Here is a 23,616-nt window from a genome sequence, read left to right as displayed (position 1 = left end):
AGGAAAGAGTGAGTGACGACAGAGCGCGAGATTGATCAACTCCTTGTTGAGCGCGTACAGCGTGGTGACAAAAAAGCATTTGAGCTTCTGGTTTCCAAATATCAAAGGAAACTAATGCGGCTCGTGTCCCGCCTTGTCCATGACCAGGCGGAAGCGGAAGATGTCGTGCAAGAAGCTTTTATTAAAGCCTACCGCGCCCTGGCGAATTTCAGGGGGGATGCTGCTTTCTATACCTGGTTATACAGAATCGGTGTGAATACCGCCAAAAACTATCTGGTGACCCAGGGTCGACGTGCCCCGACTTCAACGGATGCGGATATAGAAGAGGCAGAAACTTTTGCCGATGCCGACGGACTAAGAGACATCAATACACCGGAATCCTTATTGGCAAGCAAACAAATTGCGGATACCGTCAATAATGCCATGCTGGCCTTGCCGGAGGAGTTGCGTAACGCGATTACCTTGCGTGAAATCGAGGGACTTAGTTACGATGAGATCGCGGAAGTCATGCTGTGCCCGATAGGCACCGTGCGTAGCCGGATTTTCAGAGCGCGTGAGGCGATTGCAGAAAAATTACGACCGGTACTTGGTACCAGCCTGGATCAGCGATGGTGAATTTTGTTGCGCTGACAAGTTAAACGGATCGGACTGGCAGCATGACTGGGCCGCGAAGAAGATCAAGAGAATATGCAGTAAAAAATGTGGATAAAATCATGAACATAGATCACACCAAAAATGCAGGCATTTCAGCGTTGCTCGATAACGAGTTAAGTGATGCCCAATTGGACGCCGTGCTTGCCAGCCTGAGTGCCGATGCGGATGAAAGACAGGCCTGGGATATGTACCATCAGATTGGCGATGTCTTGCGTTCCGATGATCTGGCGATTAATTTGAGCCCGGGTTTTGCTGCCAAGATGAACGCTTTACTGGATGCGGAACCAGTGATTCTGGCACCGCAGCGCGTTATCAATCGTACTCCTGGCGGCGAAAAATCGCATTTTGCCCGTTATACAGCGATGCTCAGTGTGGCAGCCATGGCGGTATTGGCTTTTATGTTGGTGCCGCAGATAGCACCTTATATCAATGGTAATGGCGCCGCCACAATGCAGATGAGTAAAACCTCCGATACGCAAAGTAATCCTGTGCAACTGGTCGCTGATGCCGGCACGGCGCCGGCAGCTGAGTCAAAAAACAAAGCGCCGGATGAAATCGAGATGCTGCGCGATCCGCGACTTGATAGTTATTTGCAGGCACATCAAAAATTCTCTCCCTCGATCGCCAATGCTTCGCAGTTCGCCAACCATACGACTGTCAATGCCGTTGGAAATACGGCAGCGCCTGCGGCCTCAGCCTCGTCCGCCTCTTTTGCTCCGGAAAAGTAGATAGCTATGTTGTTGACGCGTTTCTCTTTTTCTCTTTTTGTGCTGACGACTGGTTTTGCGGCATCTCCGATGCTGTGCGCGCAAAGCCAGGAGGCCCAAGACGTGCCGACGATGTTGCGCAAGGTGCAAACTGCTGCACAAAAATTAAACTACACCGGTACTTTTGTGTACCAGCAGGCAAATCAGATCCGTACTTCACGGATTACCCATGTGCTGGACGGTAATGTCGAGTTGGAAAAATTAGAAATTCTCGATGGCAAGCCGCGCGAATACATCAGGCGCAACGACGAAGTCAGCTGCTATTTGCCTGAGAGTAAAACGATCCAGGTGGAGAAGCATGTCACTCAGGAAATCTTCCCGGCCCTGTTGACCAGCAATACCCAGTCATTGCCGGAGTCCTACCTGATTAACAAAACCGAGCAAAGCCGGGTAGCCGGTGCGGAATGCCAGGTGTTGAGCTTTGAACCCAAAGACCTGTATCGCTATGGCTATCGCCTCTGTATGGACAAATCCACGGGCTTGTTATTGCGCGCCCAGACGGTCAATGCAAAAAATGAAGTGATTGAACAAATCGCTTTTACCCAGATTTTGATTGGCGATGTCGATAAAAATCGCGTCAAACCGAGTTTTCAGAATACCGCACAATGGCATGTTGAAAATCTGACGGTGCAACCCAACGTTAGCTCCGGTTGGATAGTCAAGGCTTTGCCTGCGGGTTTTAAAAAGACCCGTGAGATGAAGCGCTTGATTCCGGTCAATAATGCAGCGGCATTATCCGATGCCAGCCAGGCTAAACCGCATCAGGTCATACAAATGATTTTTTCTGATGGCCTCGCTGCAATCTCCGTATTTATCGAGCCGGATACGCAAGGCCGGACCGAAGGTAGTTTGCAGCAAGGGGCGGTGACCATTATGGGAAAGCGCCAGGGTGAGTATTGGTTGACGGTAGTAGGAGAAGTGCCATTGGCTGCAATTAAGCAAGTCATAAACTCCATTGAATATAAACCTAAGTGATGACGCCATGAAAAAATCTACATTCATTTCTGTCGAAAAAGTCGTTTCTACTTTATTGCTTACTACGTGTTTCGGCTTTATTGCACCCACGCTGACTGGCGCTGCACCGGTTGAAGCCGCCGCTGTCAGCGGCTTGCCGGATTTTACCGACCTGGTCGAAAAATCGAGTCCGGCCGTTGTGAATATTCGCACCACCGAAAAAATCCAGCAAGGCCAGTTAGGCATGGGCGGTGACGATGAGCAGATGCAGGAGTTTTTCCGCCGCTTCTTCGGTATGCCTATTCCAAAGCAAGCACCGGCACCTGGCCCGAAAGGTCGCAAGCAAGCACCTCAGCAGCAAGAAGAGGAAGTGCCGCGCGGCGTGGGATCGGGTTTCATCATTTCACAAGACGGCTATGTGTTGACTAATACCCACGTAGTGGAAGGTGCATCCGAGGTCTACGTCAAATTGACCGATAAGCGCGAATTCAAGGCCAAGGTAATCGGTTCGGATAAGCGCACCGATGTCGCCGTATTGAAAATTGAGGGCAGCAAACTGCCGCGTCTGACTGTCGGCGACTCCGATAAAATCAGGGCAGGCGAATGGGTAGTCGCAATCGGCTCGCCGTTTGATCTTGATAACACGGTGACGGCCGGCATTATCTCGGCCAAGGCACGTGATACCGGCGATTTCTTGCCTTTGATCCAGACCGACGTCGCGGTCAATCCCGGCAATTCGGGCGGCCCGCTGATCAATATGCGCGGCGAAGTCATTGGAATCAATTCGCAAATCTACAGCCGCTCCGGCGGTTATATGGGCATCTCATTTGCGATTCCTATTGATGAGGCAATGCGTGTCGTTGAACAACTGAAATCGGCAGGGCGCGTGACTCGCGGTCGCATCGGCGTCGCGATTGACGATTTATCCAAAGAAGTCGCTGAATCTATCGGATTGCCGAAGGCGCAGGGTGCCTTGGTGACTCGTGTCGAGCCAGGTGCGCCGGCAGAAAAAGCAGGCGTGCAGGATGGCGATGTGATTCTGAAATTCAATGGTATCGCGATTGAAAAGAGGACTGATCTGCCGCGGATTGTTGGCATGTCCAAGCCAGGCAGCAAGGCGACGATTACCGTCTGGCGTAAAGGCGCAATGCGCGACTTGTCGATCACGGTGTCTGAAGCCGAGCCGGATAATAAAGTAGCGCAAAAAACCGACAAAAAATCGAAGCGCGAACAAGCGACAAATTCCCTCGGTATTTTTGTCACCGACCTGACTGACGCACAAAAGAAAGAAATGCCTGGCGTTGCCGGTGTCGTGATTGAATCCGTCGAAGGTCCGGCAGCGCAGGCAGGCTTGCGGCAAGGAGATGTGATCCTGATGCTGAATCAGGTGGACATCAAAGATGCCAAGCAGTTTTCTGCGATGGCATCCAAGCTGGATCCAAAGAAGGCGGCTTCATTATTGGTACGTCGCGATAATTTTTCGCAATTTATCCTGATTCGCCCGGCATCACAATAAGCCAGTAAGCGACCTGATCTGAATCAAACTGCCCGTATGATTGCGGGCAGGTTTTTATTGGGCATCCATATCGATTGCCAGGCGATGCATTTCAAGCCAGTTGCATCGTGCAAATAGCCCGCCTGCTACGATTGCCGACTTATAATGCTGCCTTGAATGCCTGCGTTCATTACTGCGTTGATGAACGCGCATCCTGCATGCGGCGGATTTGACGCTTTTAACATACTCTATCCCAGTATATTTTTGTGCACTATATAAAATAAGCGGATTAATGCCTATTTGATTAAAAATCAGGGGGAGTATTTACTTATCCTCTATGTAGCTAATTTTTAGATGACACACTTCACCCTTTATTCCCGTAGCTATTGCCACCTCTGCGACGACATGCTTGAGCAATTGCAGGCCTACCGCGCTGCGCATGCGGAACTCCCTGCATTTACAGTGCAGGTGCTGGACGTCGATGCGGATGAGGCTTTGCTGGCGCTGTACGATGAACTGGTGCCGGTATTGGTCGGACAAAAAGAACATCAGTCGGCACAACAGATTTGCCATTATTTTTTAGACAAGACAAAATTGGAAGCGTTTCTACATGGGTGATACCGCGACATTCTCGCTATTTGATTATGCGGGCGAATTAATTTGCGGCGTCGATGAAGCTGGCCGCGGTCCTCTGGCCGGCCCTGTGATGGCGGCTGCAGTGATCCTCGATCCTGCGCATCCGATTGCCGGTTTGCGCGATTCAAAAAAACTCAGTGAGCAAAAACGCGATCAACTCGCGATCGAGATCAAGCAGCATGCCCTGGCCTGGGCCATCGCGGAATGCTCGGAGCAAGAGATCGATACGCTGAATATTTTACAAGCGACCATGCTGGCAATGCGGCGTGCGGTTGAGGCTTTAAAAATCCAGCCGACATTAGCCCTGATCGACGGCAATCGCTGTCCGGTCATGGCGGTGCGCTCCGAGGCGATTGTCAAAGGCGATGATAAGGTGCAGGCGATTTCTGCTGCATCGATTTTGGCTAAAACAGCACGCGATCACGCATTGGCGCAATTGCATCTGCAATATCCGCAATACGCGCTCGATCAGCACAAAGGCTATCCGACCGCACTCCATCTGGAGCGCTTGCGTGAACACGGTGTTTCGCCGATTCATCGCAAATCCTATGCGCCAGTCAAAGCGCTACTGAACCTAGGCTGACCAACGTTGATATGAAATCGATTACTTCCCGCGAAAATTCCTTATACAAAGAATTGAAGCAACTCGCCAGCAGTTCGCAGGCGCGCCGCAAATCCGGCCGTACTTTGCTCGACGGCGTGCATTTGTGCGAAACCTACTGGCAGCATCTGGGCAAGCCGCAAATATGTATCGTTGCCGAATCCAGCGCACAACATCATGAGGTGTCGTCGATACTTGCACTGTGCGAGGCTGCGCATGCGCAATGTATTTGTTTGCCCGATGCTTTGTACCATGCTTTAAGCCAGGTGGAGCACGGCGTCGGCCTGATGTTTATCGTCGCGACACCGCAGCCAGTCACGCCCGAGGTGCTGCAAGAGTCCGCAGTGATGCTCGATAATTTGCAAGACCCCGGTAATTTAGGATCGATTTTGCGCAGCGCCGCAGCGGCAGGCATTCGCCATGTATTTTGCAGCCCGGGCACCGCATTCGCCTGGTCGCCAAAAGTCATGCGGGCCGGCATGGGCGCGCATTTTTTATTGAATATCGTTGAGAATGCCGACTTGCATCAATTGATCAGTAAAGCGGCAATCCCGGTTCTGGCGACCAGCTCGCACACGACACAAACTATTTATCAAGCCGAACTGAATCGTCCGATCGCCTGGTTGTTCGGCCATGAAGGACAGGGTGTTGCGGATGATCTGGTGGCACTGGCGACGGATACGGTGACAATACCGCAGCGTCCGGAAATTGAATCCTTGAATGTGGCCGCCAGTGCAGCGATTTGTTTTTTTGAGCAAGTCCGTCAATCGCTTTAAGTCGTGCGTTTCAAATGCCAATAAAAAGGGACAAGAATTTTTTCATGTCCTTTTTGATTTCGCAGACAACTATCGTTGAATCAAACCGGTATGCATCTTGGTCAGCCCGTTTTAATAGACACGAACATCCGACTTGATTTCCTGCAGGATCGTGGTCGAGATTTCTTCGATGGATTTCGCGGTGGATGACAGCCAGCGTATACCTTCACGACGCATCATGGCTTCGGCTTCGTTGATTTCATAGCGGCAGTTTTCTAAAGACGCATATTTGCTGCCTGGACGGCGTTCATTGCGTATTTCGGACAAGCGTTCAGGGGCAATGCTGAGACCGAAAATCTTGGCTTTGAATGGCGGCAAATTCGACGGTAACTTGCCGCGCTCAAAATCATCGGGGATCAATGGATAATTCGCGGCCTTGATCCCGTATTGCATCGCCAGATACAGGCTAGTCGGGGTTTTCCCTGAGCGCGATACGCCGACCAGGATCACGTCGGCGGCAGACAGGTTTTTATGCGATTGTCCGTCATCGTGTGCAAGCGAGAAATTGATCGCCTCAATCCGGTTTTTGTACTCCTCTGAATCGGTCATATTGTGGCTGCGACCTATCGTATGCGTTGATTTAACCGTGAGTTCTTGTTCTAACGGTGCAACGAAGGTCTGGATCAAATCCATATGCATCGCTTTGGATTTAAAAACCACATCGGCCAGATCGGTTTTGACTAGGGTAGAGAACACGATGGGACGATTGCCATCGCTCGCCAGCGCTTCATTGATACGACGGACCGCGTCATGGGCTTTATCTATCGTATCGATGAACGGCAACCTGACTTGTTTGAACTTTAAGTCAAATTGAGTCAAAACGGAGTGGCCGAAGGTTTCGGCAGTGATTCCGGTACCGTCAGAGACAAAAAATACCGTACGGTTGGCGGCTGGAATAGGAGCTTGTTGTGGATCAGGCATGGGACGCTTTGTTTATGTGGTGAGTGAAATGCACAATAAAACTCTTTCTATGAATATAACAAAAAAGACGCTAAATTCTCCTGACGCATAGGCAAATTTTGCAGGACACCATGTAAAATGGCTGCCAAACGGTTTTCTCGTCGGTGTCTTGGTCTATTGGCGTCAAGAATAACAAAAAAACAGCGATGGACGAAGCTGCATGGCGCAGTTTGTACAGAAAACAGCAAAGATTTCTTACCATCAAAAAGAGGTTGTTATGTCCAACGCAGCAAATACCGGGGCAACTTATGTCGCTTCGTTTGAGCATTTACGCATGACGGATGTTGAATCCGTCGGCGGAAAAAATGCATCTTTAGGCGAAATGATCAGTCAACTGGCAACGGCTGGGGTACGGGTACCCGGTGGCTTCGCCACCACCGCACAGGCTTTCCGTGATTTTTTGTCTTACAGCGAAAATGGCGGCGCGCCGCTGGCTCAGCGCATTGCCGACAGGCTGGTCAATCTGAATATCGACGACGTCAAAGAACTGGCGCGAGCCGGTGCCGAGATCCGTCAATGGATTATCGACACGCCTTTCCAGCCACGTCTGCAAAAAGAAATCGAGGAGTTCTATAACAAACTGGTTGCCGATTCCAGTGCAGAAATGTCGTTTGCGGTGCGCTCATCCGCTACCGCTGAAGATTTGCCCGATGCCTCTTTCGCGGGGCAGCAAGAGACTTTCCTGAATGTCGTCGGCATCGACAATGTGCTCGAAGCGATGAAGCATGTCTTTGCCTCTCTGTATAACGACCGTGCGATTTCTTACCGTGTGCATAAAGGTTTTACCCATGCTGAAGTCGCTTTGTCGGCTGGCGTGCAGCGCATGGTGCGCTCCGATCTGGGGGCGGCCGGCGTGATGTTCACCATTGACACTGAATCCGGTTTCAAGGATGTGGTGTTCATTACCTCCAGCTACGGTCTGGGTGAAACAGTGGTGCAGGGCGCAGTCAATCCTGACGAATTCTATGTCCACAAACCGATGCTGGAACTCGGCAAATTGCCGGTGATTCGCCGTAATATCGGTTCCAAGCTGATCAAGATGGAATTCACCGACGAAGCCAAGGCGGGTCGCTCCGTGAAGACGGTGGATGTGCCAGTCGAACTGCGCAATCGCTATTCACTGAATGACACAGAAGTCGTGGAGCTGGCGAAATACGCCGTCATCATCGAAAAGCACTACGGTCGTCCTATGGATATCGAGTGGGGCAAAGATGGCCGCGATGGCAAACTCTACATTTTGCAAGCGCGTCCGGAAACCGTGAAGTCGCAGCAAAAATCGACTGACGCACAGCAACGCTTCAAGCTCAAAGGTACCGGTACGGTATTGGCATCCGGCCGTGCGATTGGCCAAAAGATCGGCGCCGGTCGGGTTCGCGTGATCCACGATCCATCCGAGATGGAACGCGTGCAACCTGGCGATGTATTGGTCGCCGATATGACCGATCCCAACTGGGAGCCCGTCATGAAGCGCGCTGCCGCGATCGTCACGAATCGCGGTGGCCGTACTTGTCACGCAGCGATTATCGCGCGTGAACTCGGCGTGCCGGCGGTGGTCGGCTGCGGTGATGCGACTGATATGCTGAAAGACGGTACGCTGGTCACGGTGTCTTGTGCCGAGGGCGATGAGGGCAAGATTTACGACGGTTTGCTGGAAACCGAAGTGACCGAAGAGTTACGCGGCGAACTGCCTAAACTGCCGCTGAAAATCATGCTGAACGTCGGCAATCCGCAACTGGCATTTGACTTCCAATCGGTGCCGAACGAAGGTGTCGGCCTGGCGCGTCTGGAATTCATCATCAACAACAACATCGGCGTCCATCCCAAAGCCATTCTGGAATATCCGAATATCGATGCCGATCTGAAAAAAGCGGTTGAATCCGTGGCCCGCGGTCATGCTTCGCCAAAAGCTTTTTATGTCGATAAATTAGCCGAAGGCGTCGCTACGATTGCCGCAGCGTTCTGGCCGAAAAAAGTGATCGTGCGTTTGTCCGATTTCAAATCGAATGAGTACAAAAAACTCATCGGCGGGTCACGTTACGAACCGGACGAAGAAAATCCGATGTTGGGTTTCCGCGGCGCTGCGCGTTACCTGGCCAGCGATTTTGCCGAATCCTTCGAGATGGAATGCCTGGCCATGAAACGGGTCCGCAACGATATGGGCCTGACCAATGTCGAGATCATGGTGCCGTTTGTCCGCACCTTGGGTCAGGCAGAAAAAGTGGTGAATTTGCTCGGCAAGAACGGACTCAAGCGCGGTGAAAACGGCTTGCGCCTGATCATGATGTGCGAAGTGCCGTCGAACGCGATTCTGGCTGAAGAATTTTTGCAATTCTTCGATGGCTTCTCGATTGGCTCCAACGATCTGACCCAGTTGACGCTGGGGCTGGATCGCGATTCCGGCATGGAATTGCTGGCAGCCGATTTTGATGAACGCGATCCTGCGGTACGTGCATTACTGTCCAAAGCGATTGCCGCTTGCCGGAAGCTGAATAAATACGTCGGCATCTGCGGTCAAGGTCCGTCGGATCATCCTGACTTTGCAGAATGGCTGATGAAAGAAGGCATAGAGTCGATTTCCCTGAATCCCGATTCCGTCATTGATACCTGGCAAAAACTGGCGGCAGTCGGTAAGTAAGTTGTTCTGATGTCGTCGGAGAATGACGGCAGGATCACCTAAAAAAGCGCGCCCATATGAAAATATGCCGCGCTTTTTTCTTGTTGGTGCGTTGCAACAAAATTATCTGGAAGAACACAGATAAATCTTGTGATTTTCAAAAATTGGACTAGACTATCCGTGTCGAAACAGTAATAAAAAGAAAATCAAAACTTCCTCAGCATTTAAAGAAAAGCCCTCGCTACCATCAGGTAACGGGGGCTTTTTTTGCGGGTAAATTTCGATGGCGATTACCGATGATTGTTTCGATGTCATCATAGAAAATGGTGGAACGAGTTCAACAAAATAATCACAATAAATAAAGATAAGGAGAATCTGAACATATGAACGCATGGATGACATGGCTGGTGCTGGCAGGTGTAGTCGTGATACTTGAGCTATTTACCGGCACGTTTTATTTATTAATGATCGCCATTGGTCTGGTCGCAGGTGCCCTGGCTGCCGCATTTAGTGTCAGCCTGCCGCTTCAGCTGACTGTGGCGGCGATCGTCGGCAGCGTCGCTACCTTAGCGCTGCATTACAGCAAATATGGCTGGACCAAGAATCAGGATTCATCGCGTGATCCTAATGTGAACATGGATATCGGTATGAGTATCCAGGTCAAGGAATGGCAGGATCAGGGGAATGGCAAGTACACCGCACGCACCATGTATCGCGGGGCGATGTGGGATGTGGAATTACAGCACTCGGCAGGCTATCCCGGTGCCTTCATTATTGAAGAGATACAAGGTAGCCGCTTGATTGTAAGGCCGTCGTAAGTTCATCTGAAGTTGGCTGAAGTTACGACTTTAAAAGACGCATCATCACTTAAAAACAATAAAGGTAAGTATATGGAAAATATAGGAAGTGTCGCTCTGGTGCTATTCGTTCTGGCGATCGTATTCGTCGTCAAAACCATCAATGTCGTACCGCAACAGCATGCCTGGGTAGTCGAGCGGCTTGGTAAATATCACGCGACTCTCGGACCGGGCTTGAATATTGTGGTGCCCTTCATTGACCGCATTGCCTACAAACACGTGTTAAAAGAAATCCCACTCGACGTACCGCCGCAAGTCTGTATTACCAAAGACAATACGCAGTTGCAGGTCGACGGTATTTTGTACTTTCAGATCACGGATGCGATGCGCGCTTCGTACGGTTCGTCGAACTACATTGCCGCGATCACGCAATTGGCACAAACCACTTTACGTTCTGTGATCGGCAAGATGGAACTCGATAAAACGTTTGAAGAGCGCGACCACATCAATACCACGATCGTCAATGCGATTGATGAATCCGCCGCCAACTGGGGCGTCAAAGTTCTGCGTTATGAAATCAAGGATCTGACCCCACCGAAAGAGATCTTGCATGCGATGCAGGCGCAGATCACCGCCGAGCGGGAAAAACGTGCCCTGATTGCTGCGTCCGAAGGCCGCAAGCAAGAGCAGATCAATATTGCGACCGGTGAGCGCGAAGCCTCGATTGCGAAATCCGAAGGTGAAAAACAGGCGTCTATCAACCGCGCCCAAGGTCAGGCGGCTGCGATTCTCGCCATCGCAGAGGCAAGTTCGGAAGCGATTCGTAAAACCGCAGCGGCGATCCAGTCGCCTGGCGGTGCTGATGCGGTCAATTTGAAGGTCGCGGAGCAATACGTCAGCGCTTTTGCGAATTTAGCGAAGACCAATAACTCCATTATCGTCCCCGCCAATCTCGGCGATATGAGCGGCCTGATTGCGACCGCAATGCAAGTAGTCAAATCCCAAAAGTTCATCGCCAGCGAAGCGCCAGTGCCACGACGACCTTCCTGATGTTCTGCTAGCGACGCGGAGTGTGACAGGCTCCCGCTGACTGTAGCAAAAACCCATATCCCAACAAAGCGGTAAGGTCGGTATTCACAAAGTGCCAGCCAAGCTGCTGCATGTCCGAATCATCGGAATTAACTTGAAAGAGACATTCTCATGTTTGAAATTATTTTAGCAATCATCGTAGTCATTACGATTCTGTTGCTCTATACCAGCAATGTGCTGGTGTATATCTCGAATGAAAAAATTGGTATCGTCGAAAAGAAATGGTCCGCCTCCGGTTCGCTGCAGCATGGCTTTATTGCGCTCAATGGCGAAGCTGGTTTTCAGCCTGAAGTATTGCGCGGTGGTTTTCATGTGTTCTTTCCATTCCAGTATGCGATTCACCGCCATGATCTGGTGACGATACAACAGGGCACGCTGGCGTATGTGTTTGCCCGTGACGGCCAGGCGATGGCGCCGACACAGAACCTGGCATGCAATAAAACCGCGAATGACTTCACCGATGTACGCGGCTTTCTGACCCATGACGGCCAAAAGGGCCTGCAAAGAAAAATCCTGCGTGAAGGTACTTACGCCATCAATCTTGCACAATTTGTGGTGCTGACGACGGACAAGGTCTATGCCTTGCCACTGCCTGGCGACGGCAATGTCAGTACCGATGGCGAGGTGGTCGGGCAGTTGGCCGAGATGCTGGGCGAACTGCGCACCCGCAATGGTTTTCAGCCCCTGGTGATTCGTGACGATAAGCTCGCCGTGATCACCACGCATGAAGGCCAGTCTTTGCCCGAAGGTACCATCGTCGCGCCGGTCGTCGGTGCCGATCCGCATGAAAGCAACAGCTACCATCATGATTTCCAGAATCCGGAAGTGTTTATTGAGTCCGGCGGTTATAAAGGCCGTCAATTGCAGGTGCTGGTTGAAGGAACCTACTACCTGAACGCACGTTTTGCGACCTACGAAATCGTCGAGAAACGCGTGGTTCCGGTCGGTTATGTCGGCGTGGTCGTGTCGTATACAGGTAAGGCGGGGAATGATGTCACTGGTGATGCCTATCGTCATGGCGAACTGGTCGGCAGCGATGAAAAAGGCGTGCAAGTCACACCTCTGTTACCCGGTAAATATGCCTTGAATCCGTATGCCAAACGCGTGATTGATGTGCCGACCACCAACTTCATTTTGAAATGGCAATCCGGTGCCGTAGGTTCGCACGAACTCGATAAACATCTGAGCGAAGTGTCCCTGATTACCAAGGATGCATTCGAGCCTGACCTGCCTTTGTCGGTGGTCGTGAACATCGACTACAAAATGGCACCGCTGGTGATCCAGCGTTTTGGCGATATCCAGAAACTGGTTGAACAAACGCTCGATCCTATGGTGGCCGCGTATTTTAAAAACATCGGCCAGGGCAAAACCCTGATCGAGTTATTGCAAGAACGGTCGGATATTCAGGAGCGCGCCAAAGCCGAAATGCGCAAGAATTTCGAAGGCTATAACCTGACCTTGAATGAAGTCTTGATCGGTACCCCAAGGGCAAAAAACGGCGACACGCAAATTGAAGTCATCCTGAAACAATTGCGTGAACGCCAGGTCTCCAGAGAACAACTGGAAACCTATAAAACCAAGGAGACCGCGGCGGTGCAAGAACGTATCTTACGCGAGGCTGAAGCCAAAGCAAAACAACAGACCGCGATTACCGAATCGGAACTCGCCGTGAAGATCGCCGAGAATCAAGGTAGTGCAGCCGTACAAAAAGCGATTAAATCTGCCGAGGAAGTACGTCAGGCGGCATCCGGTGCAGCCGATGCCAAACGCACGCTGGCGAATGCTGAAGCCTATCAATTGCAACAGGTCGGCGAAGCCCAGGCAAAAGCCACACGGCTGAATGTTGAGGCTTATGGCGGCCCGGAACTGCAATTCCAGCAAACGGTCTTGCTGCGTTTTGCCGAGGCGATAGAAAAAGGTCATATCGCGATGGTGCCCAGCATACAAACCGGGGGCAGCGGCAGTGCCTCGGCGGTCGATGCATTCCTGGCTCTGGCGGCAAAGGACTTGCTGAACAAAAGCGAGAAAAAAGAAGTCGTGATTGCTTCTTGAAATCTTCTTGTGTTTTATCTGCTTGGTGTAACTGATGCAAAGATAGCTTGAGTCAGCTAAATGGCAGATAAGCCGCAAGGATAGTTTGATGAATAGCATATTCTTTTTCAATCGGCCTCATCCCCAGCCCTTCTCCCGCTTGCGGGAGAAGGGAGTTTATTCCTAGATTGATCGCTGGCTATTGAGATCGCTAATAATGCATAAATAAACGAGTAAATAAACCCTCTCCCGCAAGCGGGAGAGGGCAGGGTGAGGGCGGCTGCAATGACTGATGCGGTGATCAATTGAATAATCCGATTCACTGAACTCAATACATCGCATGCCAAATCGACACGTTTTTTTTCATGCATGATGCAATTTGACTTAAGATACAAAATTCCCAAAGCCAAATACCTCCATGATGAAATCTCGTCGAATTCTCGTTGCCCTTGCCGCAGTTCTGGTCGCGTTAGTACTGGCAATTACCGCTTATTTTGTTACTCAATCAACTCCCAAAAAATCAGTGGAAAACGCAGGCAACGCGCTTGAAGTCGCGAAGCCTGCCGGCGCATTACCCCAAGAGTTCAGCGATATCCTGGCCGCGCATCGCAAAGTCATCGTATTGCTGGCCGATGAAAAAAGCCTGAATGCAAAAGAGAAGGCCGCTGCGAATCGCATAGGCCAAGCCCTATTTCATGAGAACCTGGTGCGACTGGAAAAGCTCGATACTTACCTGAAGACAGTACAGGCATATAAAACCGCAGACCGCGAGGCAGCGTTCGACGCGATGTTGAGTTTTATCGAATCCGGCGAAGGCTTGTACGACGCCGACCGTCTGGCGTTTCAGGAGGTTTTGCTTAAACTGCAAAAGGCGATTGCCAGCGAACAGACCTTGCCAGCGATTAAGCTGCATAAGCGGGTCAGCGAGGATCTTGTTGCTTTGAGCGAGATTGAAAAAGAATACGATAAGGAACTCAAGGATATCTTCTCCCGTTTTGAATCGCGTTCGATTGAACTCAAGCGTGAGCGTTGGGATGACTATCTCACTAAGTTGCGTAAGCTGTATCCGCGTGAGCAAATCCTCAAAGATTATGGCGTGATTTTGCCTTACCCAGAGATTCCAGAAACCGCAGGAACCACCGCAAAAGAAAAAGAAATTTTCGGTACCGGCTTACCGGCCAAGACAGTCGTGCTGACTTTCGACGATGGCCCGCATGCGACTTACACTGATGAAATCGCTGCCATCCTCAAGCAATACAATGTGCCTGGCGTATTTTTTCAGGTCGGACGCAATGTCGGCACCATCGATGCACAAGGCAAAGAAAAACTGAATAAAAATGCCGATACCAGCAAAAAATTACTGGCAGCGGGACATGCCTTGGCGAATCACAGTTTTAGCCATGCCTTGCTGTCCAAACAAAACGGCGACAGCTTGCATGCCGAGATCGCGCAAACGGATCAACTCTTAAAAGCGATTGATCCTGCACGCTCGTCTTTATTTCGCTTCCCTTATGGCGCAAAAAATAAAGAAGGCATGGAGGTTTTATCGAGTCTCGGCTTGCGCTCGGTGATGTGGAATATCGATTCCCTGGATTGGGCCGATCCGGTGCCGAATTCGATTGCGAATCGTGTGCTGGCAAGCGTCGATAAAGAGCAGCGCGGCATTATCCTGTTCCATGATATCCACGAGCGTACCGTCAAGGCCCTGCCTTTGGTATTGGACCGCTTGATTGCGGACGGTTACCGTTTTGCCGGCTGGGATGGCAATGAATTCAAAGTCGGTAAAGATAGTAAAGCCCCGCTCGAAAAACTCAATGTCACGACTGACTATCAAAACAGTTGGGCGGTGGTGATCGGCATTAACGATTATGCCAAATGGCCGAAGCTCCAGTACGCAGTACAGGACGCCAATGCCATCCGCGATACGCTGGTGAATCGTCTTGGTTTTGCTGCTGATAAGGTGATCACGCTGACCAATGCCGATGCCACCAGGAATAATATTCTGGCGGTATTCCACGACAAGCTAGGACATGGCCAGTTGAAGAAAGACGATCGCGCCTTCGTGTTTTTTGCCGGACACGGCGCCACGCGCAAACTGAGTTCAGGACGTAATCTCGGATATATCATTCCCGTCGATTCGGATCCTGAACAAGTCTCAGTCGATGCGATACCGATGACGGATTTGCAGAATATCGCCGAGAACCTGAATGCCAAGCATGTGTTGTTTGTGATGGATGCCTGTTACAGCGGGCTGGGATTGACGCGCGGTAGCGGCAGTAGCTCGTTCTTGCGTGAGAATGCCAAACGGCTCGGCCGCCAGATGTTGACAGCCGGTGGTGCCGATCAACTGGTCGCAGACGGAGGGCCGAACGGACACTCGGTATTTACCTGGACCTTGCTGCAAGCCTTATCGGGCAAGGCGGATCTGAATGGCGACGGCATGATTACCGCGACCGAACTGGCGGCCTACATCGCGCCCGCTGTGTCCAGCGTCTCGCAGCAGACGCCTGCATTCGGTAGTTTGCCGGGATCGGAGGGCGGTGAGTTTGTATTTGAAGTGCGTAGCGAAGCAGAATTCTTGAATGCAAAAACCGATCAGCTATCAGCCGATGCGATTGCACTCAATAGCAAGCTGGATGGCGCGCGCATCAAAGCGGGTAGCGACGCCGCGATCGTCATCAAGAACTTGAATGGCGGCGAACAAAAAATCGCGGCACCGAAACCTGTTGACGCTTCATCACGCCAGTTGGCGCAGCGGGCAAACGATCTGGGCTTGCAACATTATCGCGAGAAGCAATACGCACAGGCGGAAGCGGCCTTCACCGAGGCGCTGAAATATCGCCCCGACTTTGGCCTCGCTGCCAACAATCTCGGCTTTGTCTATTTCAAACAAGAGAAATATGCAGAAGCCGCCCGCTGGTTTGAGAATACGCTACAGATCGATCCCTCCAGAGCGGTTGCATATTTGAATCTGGGCGATGCCCGCGTTCGGCTGAACGAGAACGACAAAGCAAAAGTTGCGTATAACAATTTCTTGCAACTGGCACCGAATAGCCCCAGTTCAGCGACGGTAAAAGAGGCATTGAAAAAACTGAATTAAGCGCATTAAGACCTTACTTCGATTGGATTCCTGAATGAAGACGTCCCAACTCCCGCCATTGCGAAAAATGGTCGCCGTGTTATTGCTGAGCGGCGTATTGCATTCGGTTATGTTTGCCTATGCCATGCAGCCTGCGAGTGCTCAAGGCGGGATTGCCGCTCCGCCTTTGTTATTGGCACAAAACTATACGGACAAGTTTGACGTCACGCGCTATCTGGTCAGTGAAAAACTGGACGGCGTGCGTGCCTATTGGGATGGTCAGCAATTGCGCTTTCGCAGCGGCAAGTTGATCCACGCGCCAATCTGGTTCACGGCGGCATTACCCGGGCATGCGCTGGATGGCGAATTGTGGATGGGGCGTCGCCGCTTCGATCAGGTATCCGCTGCGGTGCGCAGGCAAGAGCCGGACGATGCCGAGTGGAAGACCATTACCTACCAGCTTTACGAATTGCCGAATGGCGAAGGCGATTTCTCACAACGTATCGCCAGCTTGCAAGCCAGCGTGGCAAAAGCGAATGTGGCATGGTTGCAGGTATTGCCGCAAGCGCGTGTCACAGATAAAGCGAGCCTCAAGCAACAACTGGCGCAAGTCGTCAGCGATGGCGGCGAGGGCTTGATGTTGCATCGGGCTGACGCCAGCTGGCAGACCGGGCGATCCGAATTATTGCTTAAGCTGAAACCGCAACTCGATGCGGAAGCGGTCGTTGTTGCCCACGAAGCCGGGCAGGGAAAATACCAGGGCATGCTCGGTGCCTTAGTCGTGCAAACCCCGGATGGACAGCGCTTTCGCCTCGGAACAGGGTTGAGCGATGCACAGCGACGCGATCCCCCGGCGATCGGCAGTACCGTCACTTATCGCTATCGCGATCTGACCTCGACGGGTTTGCCGAAGTTTGCGAGCTTCTTGCGCAGCAGACCAGGTGAGTAAGCGAAAAATAAGCGAGAAAAAAATAGAGCTAGCCGTAAAGCGCGTCATTCCTGCCCGCTTTTAGCAGGAATCCAGCGGCGTTGCTGGATCAGCGAACCCCCTGGGCTCCTGCCTTCGCAGGAGTGACGAAATGATAGCTCATCGTCGGTATTGCGAGGCTTTGCAACAACGCGATGCGCTCGAATATGGGGTTGTTAGAAATTGCCAAAATTGATTGCGCAATGTTCATGCGGCTTCCAGGCACTTTTTGCTCGCTAAGGCGCACCAGTATTGCGGATTGGATGGTAGAAATGGTCATTAGGATGAAGCAGAAAAATATCATCGCCGATTTTCAGCAAGCTTTGATGCCGCTCGCTGATCCGCAACGCGCCATCGGCATGCGCGCCTATATGAAGGATCGCTTCGATTATCTAGGCATTGCTGCGCCGATGCGTCGCAAGGCTGTCATGCCCTTGATTCGCGCGCTCCAGCCGCAAGCAGCCGCGCAGCTCTTGGAGATTGCCGCTCAGCTCTGGTCTTTGCCCGAGCGTGAATATCAATATGTAGCGATTGATCTGCTGGCGAAATATATTCCTGTCCTGGCAGCGGCTGCACCAGCCGGTACGATTGCGCAGCTATTGACTCTGGTGCAAGCTAAATCATGGTGGGATACCGTAGACGGTTTGGCCGGGGTGACTGGCGATGTGTTACGGACGCAGGCAAGCTCAGACCGACTAGTGCAAGAGTTGATGGATGCGGCAATTCTGCATCCTGATTTTTGGGTGAGACGCATCGCTTTGCTGCATCAACTGGGCTGGCGCGACGCAACGGACACCGACCGGCTCAGACGCTATACATTAAGCTGCGCCGATGAAAAAGAATTTTTTATCCGCAAGGCCATCGGCTGGGCCTTACGCGATTATGCCTGGCATGATCCTGATTTTATCCGCGAGTTTTTACAGGCTCACCAGGAACGCCTATCTGGATTGAGCATGCGTGAGGCGAGCAAGAATTTACATAAACTCTGAGCTGCGTTGACGTTGCCATCTTCAAGGCGAAAAATAGAATCCGCAGTATTGATGCGGCTTCCGGCGTGAAATGCCGCTGAAAGCCGCATCCAGATTGCGGATTCAATCTGAGATTGAAATAATCCTCTCCAGCGAAAAGAGGATTCTCTGGAATGAGCTTAACGCTGCCCAATCGACGTCGCACCAAACAAGGCTTTCAATTCACGCGGCTGCGAGCGCCAGTATTGGCGCGGTGCGTCCACTGTGCCGCCTAGTTTGGCGGCGGCATGCCAAGGCCAGTGTGGATTGTAGAGTATGCCTCGGGCGAGGGCGACCATGTCGGCTTGGCCGTTGGCGATAATCGATTCTGCGTGTTCTGGCTCTGTGATCATGCCGACGGCAATGACCGGCATCTTGGTATGCCGCCGGATCTGCTCTGCAAAGCCCACCTGATAGCCTGGAGCCACCGGAATTTGCTGGCGTGGCGAGATGCCGCCGCTAGAGACGTGGATAAAAGCGCAGCCGCGTTCTTCCAAGGCTTTAACGAAAACGATACTTTGTTCGATATCCCAGCCTCCTTCGACCCAATCGCTGGCCGAGATGCGCACGCCGACAGGTTTGTCGGCCGGTACTGAGGCGCGCATGGCGTCGAATACCTCCAGGGGAAAACGCAGGCGGTTTTCTAACGTGCCGCCGTAGTTATCGGTACGCTGATTTGCAATGGGCGATAAAAACTGATGCAGCAGATAGCCGTGTGCAGCATGGATTTCAATCATATCGATACCGAGCCGGTGGCTGCGTAATGCCGCTGCCACGAAAGCCTCGCGCACCCGCTTCAGGCCGGCTTGATCCAGCGCAACCGGCGCTGCTTCATGCTCGCCGTGCGGCAATGCCGATGCCGACGATGTATGCCAGCCACCTTGCTCAACCGGGATCAGTTGTCCGCCATCCCACGGTGCCTGGCTGGATGCCTTACGACCTGCGTGCGCCAGTTGAATTGCAACCGGCATCGCAGAATAGGTACGCAATGCCGTCAGGACGCGGGCCAGTGCAGCTTCTGTGGCGTCTGACCATAGGCCTAAATCTGCGGCAGTGATCCGTCCCTCAGGTTCCACCGCGGTCGCTTCGATAATCAGCATGCCTGCGCCAGAAAGGGCGAGGCTGCCCAGATGGAACATATGCCAGTCGCTGGCCTGTCCTTCATTGGCTGAGTATTGGCACATCGGTGCGATGACGATGCGATTTTTTAATTCGAATTTGCCGATGGAGATCGGGGTAAAAAGGGCGCTCATAAAAAGGGGCTTTCCGTGGTAGCTAACGCAGATGATTTTTTTAGTTGATCAAAAAATTGATGAGACCAAGATGAAGCAGTGATCAGGTGTGAATCAGGCGGCCACCGCCAAAGGACCAGTTCTCCCAAGTCGTTTCTTTAAAACAGACCATCACGTTTTCCGGATCGAGTCCTGCCAGCGTGAGCTTTTGCATCAAGTCTTCCAACAGTTTTTTCTTGACCTTCACGCTGCGACCGACTGACCAGAGGATTTCAATCAAGACGAAATCGTCGGTGCGTGCCGCGCTGAGATCGGGATAGTGCGGGTCGAATCGAAAATCGTCGGCATCAAGCTCGAATACCCGTTGAAATTTATCGATGCCAGGTACGCCGGAAGCAACTAATGCCGCATGCACTGCATCCAGCACGGCGGATTTGAAGTCACTGGTTTTAGGTTTGCGAACAGTCAGGGTGACTAAGGGCATGCTCGTTCCTTTGAATGCGGGATTAATGGAACGTGATAGCTTAATCGATTATTCGGCGTGTCGCTCGAAGTGCAAAAGATCGTGCCATTCGCCGTGTAACTCAACGCTGCGACGTGATCGGCCAAAGACGGTAAATCCATTTTTTTCCAGCACCTTCGCCGAACCCATATTCGACGGCCGGACGAGCGCCTCGATACGCCATAGTTGCAGCGCGCCGAAGGCTTCTTGCACGATCAGCTTGACCGCCTCACTCGCCTGCCCCTTGCCGGTCGCATGTTGTGCCATGCGATAACCGAGGGCCGCTTTGTTGTAATGCGGACGGACGATGTTGGTGAGATTAATCCTGCCGATTAATTGCGCTTGACCGATGCCTGATGCCGTCGTCCAGATCAGGTATTGATACGATTTATCCTGCTCGCGCTCGGTCTCGGCGGCCTGCAAGGAGGCCCGCACCTTGGCAGGATCGTAAAAGGCATCGGTACGACTATGTACCCATTGCTCGAAGTAGGCGCGATTCTGTAATTCAAAATCAAGCACGACGTCGGCGTCCGTGATGGTAGCGGGTTTGATGATGACTGGCATGGTGATGGTTTTAAAATTGCCGGATGTGCTGTTGTCGCGCAGAGGCGACGTAGTATGATCGAATTGGAATAGAGTCCGTTTTAATGCACTCAAGTTGATTGCATTTCTTCAAAATCGTACGCTTGCTGTTAAACGGTGAAGATAATCAATGCAGCTAGAAATACCTTACCGGATAAGGGTATTCAAAGATGGAGTTTTAATTGCTTCTATTTTAACGTTCTGTTAATTTAACATTTTGCACATTAAAACAAGTTATGTTTCCTAAAATTCTGCTCCCACCGATTAAAACGGTTGCAAAGTATGCATTTGGACATGCGCTATTTACTGCATTCTTTTTTCTCGGTCCGTGTATGTATGTGGCGTTTGGATTAGGTTTCAAAGATAAAGAAAAATGGACAATTGTGGATCAATTTCTTGCGGTTGCTGCTCTGCCGATTGCCAATATTTTGACGATGCCAGGACGCTTTTTTACTTGGGACGGAATTGAAGGCATAGTGATTCCAGCTTTAATAACAAGCGCGATCTGGGGTATCTTTCTTTCAATTGTTTTTGCATCAATTGTGAAATGGCGCGGGAAAACATAACATTGCATTCGACCGGGACGTGAATAGCCCGCGTAGGTACGATTAGCGTAGCGTAATCGTACAAATGTTGAATACTCCAATCACTTGAGCGAGCACCTGACTTATGTCCAAATAGTGTGTGTATTCTTACCGACGGAGGTGCCTGGTGAAGATTAACATGCGTGCGATTACGCTGCGCTAATCGCACCTACGTTTGTTATGCTTGCTTTGGCTAGATGGACCCGACAGATAATGTCAGGTCCATCCAGAAATGCTATAACTAATTTCTTACGACACCGCCTCTAAAAACTCTTGCTGTTCCAGCCAGTCGGCTTCGGTTTGCTCCAGTTCTTTAACCAGATACGCCTGATCCAGCAAGAGGCTTTTCAGTTTCTCTTTATTCGCATCGTTGTAGATGTCGCCGCCTTCAAGTTGGGCTGCGATATCTTGCTTCTTGGTGTTGAGCTTGGCCATTTGTTCTTCTAGGCGCTTGATCTTGGATTCGATCGGTTTGCGTTGTGCGGCGAGTTTTTGTCTTTGCTCGGCGTCGCGGCGCTTTTTCTCTTTATCGTCGATTTGCTCGGCGACCGGTACTGGTTTGGCTTGTGGCAAAGCGTCCTGTTTTTCCTTGGTCTTGGCTGGCAAGGCGGGGGCGGATTCTTTGGCGAGTTTGTTTTTGAACAGCCAGTCTTTGTAATCGTCCAGATCGCCGTCGAATGGCAATAGTTCACCGTCGGCGACGATGATGAATTGATCCGTGGTGGCGCGCAGTAGGTGGCGGTCATGCGAGACCACGACCAGTGTGCCTTCGAACTGGGCTAACGCTTCGGTCAGTGCTTCGCGGGTTTCCAGGTCTAGATGGTTGGTCGGTTCATCGAGCAGCAGCAGGTTAGGGCGTTGCCAGACGATCATGGCTAAGGCGAGGCGGGCTTTTTCGCCGCCGGAGAACGGCGCGATCGGGCTGGTGACCATGGTGCCCGGGAAGTTGAAGCCGCCGAGGAAGTTGCGCAATTCCTGCTCGCGGACATTCGGCGCGATGTGCGCCAGATGCCACAGCGGCGATTCGTCGTGACGCAACATTTCGACCTGATGCTGGGCGAAGTAGCCGATCGACAAGCCCTTGCCGGTTTGCATGGTGCCGGACAGCGGTGCGATATCGCCGACGATGGTTTTGATGAGGGTAGATTTACCGGCGCCATTGACGCCGAGCAGGCCGATACGCTGGCCGATTTGCAGTGAGAACTTGACGTCGGAGACGATGGTTTTTTCGGTAAAGCTGTGATCGGTTTTGGACTCAACGCGGTAGCCGCAATTGACGTCTTCCATGACCAGCATCGGGTTCGGTGCGCTGAGCGGTTCGCGAAATTCAAACGAGAATTCCGCCGCCTCGCGCAATGGTGCGAGTTCTTCCATTTTCTCCAGCGCTTTGATCCGGCTTTGCGCCTGCTTGGCTTTGGAGGCCTTGGCGGCGAAGCGGTCAATGAAGGATTGCAGGTGGGCGCGCTTGCGATTCTGTTTGAGTATGGTGCCTTGCGCCAGGATCAATTGGGCGGCGCGCTGACGCTCGAATGCGGAGTAGTTGCCCGAATAGCGTTTGAGTTTGCGCTCGTCGATATGCACAACGACATTGACCACGCCGTCGAGGAAGTCGCGGTCATGCGAGATGATCAGCAGGGTGCCGGTGTAACGCTTGAGCCAGTCTTCCAGCCAGATGATCGCATCCAGATCCAGATGATTGGTCGGTTCGTCGAGCAGCAGCAAGTCGGATTTGCACATCAGCGCCTGTGCCAGATTCAGGCGCATGCGCCAGCCGCCGGAGAAGCTGGCGACGGATTGCTCCATCTGCGCCAGCGTGAAGCCGAGGCCGATCAATAATTGCTCGCCGCGTGAGCGCACGGTGTAGGCGTCGGCATCGGCCAGTGCGCCGTACATCTCGCCGATCGCGAGACCGTTTTCCGGGGTGTCGGGTTGGGCTTCGAGTTCGGCTAACTGGGCTTCGAGTTTGCGCAGGGTGGTGTCGCCATCAATGGCATAATCAATCGCGCTGCGCTCCAGTGGCGGAGTCTCTTGGGCGACGTGGGCGAGTTGCCATTTGGCCGGGAATTCTATGCTGCCCTGATCGGGATGCAATTCGCCGCGCAGCATCGCAAACAGGCTGGATTTGCCCGCGCCGTTGGAGCCGATCAAGCCTATCTTGTCGCCGGGATTGAGCGTGACATCGACGCTATCGAATAAAGGCTTGGTGCCGCGCGCCAGGATGACTTGTTGAAGACGTATCATTGTGTACTA

Annotated in this window: 21 protein-coding genes; 15 read left to right on the top strand and 6 right to left on the bottom strand. The window is 52.0% G+C overall.

What is annotated here, in order from left to right; genetic code table 11:
* The first annotated feature begins 12 nt into the window (after positions 1 to 12).
* From rpoE to LPB67_RS07625, 7 genes are all read left to right on the top strand, one after another.
* The gene (gene rpoE, locus LPB67_RS07655; protein WP_262836528.1) at positions 13 to 615 is read left to right on the top strand and encodes an RNA polymerase sigma factor RpoE; all 603 of its coding nucleotides are present in this window, start codon (positions 13 to 15) and stop codon (positions 613 to 615) included.
* A gap of 98 nt (positions 616 to 713) precedes the next feature.
* Positions 714 to 1,382, top strand: a complete 669-nt coding sequence (locus LPB67_RS07650) for a sigma-E factor negative regulatory protein (protein WP_262836527.1) — start codon at positions 714 to 716, stop codon at positions 1,380 to 1,382.
* Positions 1,383 to 1,388: 6 nt separating this feature from the next.
* On the top strand, positions 1,389 to 2,396 hold the full coding sequence (locus tag LPB67_RS07645; protein ID WP_262836526.1) for a MucB/RseB C-terminal domain-containing protein: 1,008 nt from the start codon (positions 1,389 to 1,391) through the stop codon (positions 2,394 to 2,396).
* 7 nt (positions 2,397 to 2,403) lie between these two features.
* Positions 2,404 to 3,891, top strand: a complete 1,488-nt coding sequence (locus LPB67_RS07640) for a DegQ family serine endoprotease (RefSeq protein ID WP_262836525.1) — start codon at positions 2,404 to 2,406, stop codon at positions 3,889 to 3,891.
* Positions 3,892 to 4,224: 333 nt separating this feature from the next.
* Entirely contained in the window at positions 4,225 to 4,488 is a 264-nt protein-coding gene (locus LPB67_RS07635; protein WP_262836524.1) for a glutaredoxin family protein, read from the top strand.
* A complete protein-coding gene (gene rnhB, locus LPB67_RS07630; RefSeq protein WP_262836523.1) occupies positions 4,481 to 5,089 on the top strand; it encodes a ribonuclease HII in 609 nt (202 codons plus the stop codon). The genes LPB67_RS07635 and rnhB overlap by 8 nt, the downstream gene beginning before the upstream one ends.
* A gap of 11 nt (positions 5,090 to 5,100) precedes the next feature.
* Positions 5,101 to 5,883 carry a TrmH family RNA methyltransferase gene (locus LPB67_RS07625; RefSeq protein ID WP_262836522.1) on the top strand — a complete coding sequence of 261 codons (783 nt, stop codon included), beginning with the start codon at positions 5,101 to 5,103 and terminating at the stop codon, positions 5,881 to 5,883.
* 111 nt (positions 5,884 to 5,994) lie between these two features.
* On the opposite strand, the gene LPB67_RS07620 is transcribed toward LPB67_RS07625, so the two are convergent.
* Positions 5,995 to 6,843, bottom strand: a complete 849-nt coding sequence (locus LPB67_RS07620) for a pyruvate, water dikinase regulatory protein (RefSeq protein WP_262836521.1) — start codon at positions 6,841 to 6,843, stop codon at positions 5,995 to 5,997.
* 256 nt (positions 6,844 to 7,099) lie between these two features.
* Between LPB67_RS07620 and ppsA the strand changes: the two genes are divergently transcribed.
* From ppsA to LPB67_RS07590, 6 genes are all read left to right on the top strand, one after another.
* Entirely contained in the window at positions 7,100 to 9,517 is a 2,418-nt protein-coding gene (ppsA, locus tag LPB67_RS07615; protein ID WP_262836520.1) for a phosphoenolpyruvate synthase, read from the top strand.
* A 362-nt stretch (positions 9,518 to 9,879) separates the two neighbouring features.
* On the top strand, positions 9,880 to 10,314 hold the full coding sequence (locus LPB67_RS07610) for an NfeD family protein (protein ID WP_262836519.1): 435 nt from the start codon (positions 9,880 to 9,882) through the stop codon (positions 10,312 to 10,314).
* 72 nt (positions 10,315 to 10,386) lie between these two features.
* Entirely contained in the window at positions 10,387 to 11,343 is a 957-nt protein-coding gene (locus LPB67_RS07605) for an SPFH domain-containing protein (RefSeq protein ID WP_262836518.1), read from the top strand.
* A 150-nt stretch (positions 11,344 to 11,493) separates the two neighbouring features.
* Positions 11,494 to 13,434 (top strand): SPFH domain-containing protein, encoded by a 1,941-nt coding sequence (locus LPB67_RS07600; protein WP_262836517.1) that lies wholly within the window; start codon positions 11,494 to 11,496, stop codon positions 13,432 to 13,434.
* A gap of 400 nt (positions 13,435 to 13,834) precedes the next feature.
* Complete coding sequence (locus LPB67_RS07595; protein WP_262836516.1) at positions 13,835 to 16,513, top strand: polysaccharide deacetylase family protein; 2,679 nt, start codon at positions 13,835 to 13,837, stop codon at positions 16,511 to 16,513.
* A gap of 34 nt (positions 16,514 to 16,547) precedes the next feature.
* Positions 16,548 to 17,441, top strand: coding sequence for a DNA ligase (locus tag LPB67_RS07590; protein ID WP_262836515.1), 894 nt, complete (start codon positions 16,548 to 16,550; stop codon positions 17,439 to 17,441).
* A gap of 88 nt (positions 17,442 to 17,529) precedes the next feature.
* Here the strand turns inward: LPB67_RS07590 and LPB67_RS07585 are convergent, their stop codons facing one another.
* Complete coding sequence (locus tag LPB67_RS07585) at positions 17,530 to 17,739, bottom strand: hypothetical protein (RefSeq protein ID WP_262836514.1); 210 nt, start codon at positions 17,737 to 17,739, stop codon at positions 17,530 to 17,532.
* A gap of 4 nt (positions 17,740 to 17,743) precedes the next feature.
* Between LPB67_RS07585 and LPB67_RS07580 the strand changes: the two genes are divergently transcribed.
* Complete coding sequence (locus LPB67_RS07580) at positions 17,744 to 18,448, top strand: DNA alkylation repair protein (RefSeq protein ID WP_262836513.1); 705 nt, start codon at positions 17,744 to 17,746, stop codon at positions 18,446 to 18,448.
* Between the two features lie 158 nt (positions 18,449 to 18,606).
* Here the strand turns inward: LPB67_RS07580 and LPB67_RS07575 are convergent, their stop codons facing one another.
* The 3 genes from LPB67_RS07575 to LPB67_RS07565 all read right to left on the bottom strand — a co-directional run bounded on the left by LPB67_RS07575 (position 18,607) and on the right by LPB67_RS07565 (position 20,857).
* Complete coding sequence (locus LPB67_RS07575; RefSeq protein ID WP_262836512.1) at positions 18,607 to 19,719, bottom strand: NADH:flavin oxidoreductase/NADH oxidase; 1,113 nt, start codon at positions 19,717 to 19,719, stop codon at positions 18,607 to 18,609.
* An 82-nt stretch (positions 19,720 to 19,801) separates the two neighbouring features.
* The gene (locus LPB67_RS07570; protein WP_262836511.1) at positions 19,802 to 20,182 is read right to left on the bottom strand and encodes a tautomerase family protein; all 381 of its coding nucleotides are present in this window, start codon (positions 20,180 to 20,182) and stop codon (positions 19,802 to 19,804) included.
* A gap of 48 nt (positions 20,183 to 20,230) precedes the next feature.
* On the bottom strand, positions 20,231 to 20,857 hold the full coding sequence (locus LPB67_RS07565; RefSeq protein ID WP_262836510.1) for a GNAT family N-acetyltransferase: 627 nt from the start codon (positions 20,855 to 20,857) through the stop codon (positions 20,231 to 20,233).
* A gap of 161 nt (positions 20,858 to 21,018) precedes the next feature.
* Here LPB67_RS07565 and LPB67_RS07560 point away from each other — a divergent pair, with 161 nt between their 5' ends.
* Entirely contained in the window at positions 21,019 to 21,348 is a 330-nt protein-coding gene (locus LPB67_RS07560; protein ID WP_262836509.1) for a hypothetical protein, read from the top strand.
* Positions 21,349 to 21,615: 267 nt separating this feature from the next.
* On the opposite strand, the gene LPB67_RS07555 is transcribed toward LPB67_RS07560, so the two are convergent.
* The gene (locus tag LPB67_RS07555) at positions 21,616 to 23,607 is read right to left on the bottom strand and encodes an ATP-binding cassette domain-containing protein (protein WP_262836508.1); all 1,992 of its coding nucleotides are present in this window, start codon (positions 23,605 to 23,607) and stop codon (positions 21,616 to 21,618) included.
* Positions 23,608 to 23,616 lie beyond the last annotated feature (9 nt).

The sequence above is a fragment of the Undibacterium sp. Jales W-56 genome, from assembly GCF_025548535.1.
In the GTDB taxonomy this organism is placed as follows: Bacteria; Pseudomonadota; Gammaproteobacteria; order Burkholderiales; family Burkholderiaceae_D; genus Undibacterium.
This window is presented reverse-complemented; position numbering and strand designations above follow the sequence as displayed.

Excerpts from the sequence above, each read along its gene's own strand:
- LPB67_RS07650 (WP_262836527.1), top strand. The coding sequence starts at position 714 with ATGAACATAGATCACACCAAAAATGCAGGCATTTCAGCGTTGCTCGAT.
- LPB67_RS07645 (WP_262836526.1), top strand. The coding sequence starts at position 1,389 with ATGTTGTTGACGCGTTTCTCTTTTTCTCTTTTTGTGCTGACGACTGGT.
- LPB67_RS07640 (WP_262836525.1), top strand. The coding sequence starts at position 2,404 with ATGAAAAAATCTACATTCATTTCTGTCGAAAAAGTCGTTTCTACTTTA.
- LPB67_RS07635 (WP_262836524.1), top strand. The coding sequence starts at position 4,225 with ATGACACACTTCACCCTTTATTCCCGTAGCTATTGCCACCTCTGCGAC.
- rnhB (WP_262836523.1), top strand. The coding sequence starts at position 4,481 with ATGGGTGATACCGCGACATTCTCGCTATTTGATTATGCGGGCGAATTA.
- LPB67_RS07625 (WP_262836522.1), top strand. The coding sequence starts at position 5,101 with ATGAAATCGATTACTTCCCGCGAAAATTCCTTATACAAAGAATTGAAG.
- LPB67_RS07620 (WP_262836521.1), bottom strand. The coding sequence starts at position 6,843 with ATGCCTGATCCACAACAAGCTCCTATTCCAGCCGCCAACCGTACGGTA.
- ppsA (WP_262836520.1), top strand. The coding sequence starts at position 7,100 with ATGTCCAACGCAGCAAATACCGGGGCAACTTATGTCGCTTCGTTTGAG.
- LPB67_RS07610 (WP_262836519.1), top strand. The coding sequence starts at position 9,880 with ATGAACGCATGGATGACATGGCTGGTGCTGGCAGGTGTAGTCGTGATA.
- LPB67_RS07605 (WP_262836518.1), top strand. The coding sequence starts at position 10,387 with ATGGAAAATATAGGAAGTGTCGCTCTGGTGCTATTCGTTCTGGCGATC.
- LPB67_RS07600 (WP_262836517.1), top strand. The coding sequence starts at position 11,494 with ATGTTTGAAATTATTTTAGCAATCATCGTAGTCATTACGATTCTGTTG.
- LPB67_RS07595 (WP_262836516.1), top strand. The coding sequence starts at position 13,835 with ATGAAATCTCGTCGAATTCTCGTTGCCCTTGCCGCAGTTCTGGTCGCG.
- LPB67_RS07590 (WP_262836515.1), top strand. The coding sequence starts at position 16,548 with ATGAAGACGTCCCAACTCCCGCCATTGCGAAAAATGGTCGCCGTGTTA.
- LPB67_RS07585 (WP_262836514.1), bottom strand. The coding sequence starts at position 17,739 with ATGACCATTTCTACCATCCAATCCGCAATACTGGTGCGCCTTAGCGAG.
- LPB67_RS07580 (WP_262836513.1), top strand. The coding sequence starts at position 17,744 with ATGAAGCAGAAAAATATCATCGCCGATTTTCAGCAAGCTTTGATGCCG.
- LPB67_RS07575 (WP_262836512.1), bottom strand. The coding sequence starts at position 19,719 with ATGAGCGCCCTTTTTACCCCGATCTCCATCGGCAAATTCGAATTAAAA.
- LPB67_RS07570 (WP_262836511.1), bottom strand. The coding sequence starts at position 20,182 with ATGCCCTTAGTCACCCTGACTGTTCGCAAACCTAAAACCAGTGACTTC.
- LPB67_RS07560 (WP_262836509.1), top strand. The coding sequence starts at position 21,019 with ATGTTTCCTAAAATTCTGCTCCCACCGATTAAAACGGTTGCAAAGTAT.
- LPB67_RS07555 (WP_262836508.1), bottom strand. The coding sequence starts at position 23,607 with ATGATACGTCTTCAACAAGTCATCCTGGCGCGCGGCACCAAGCCTTTA.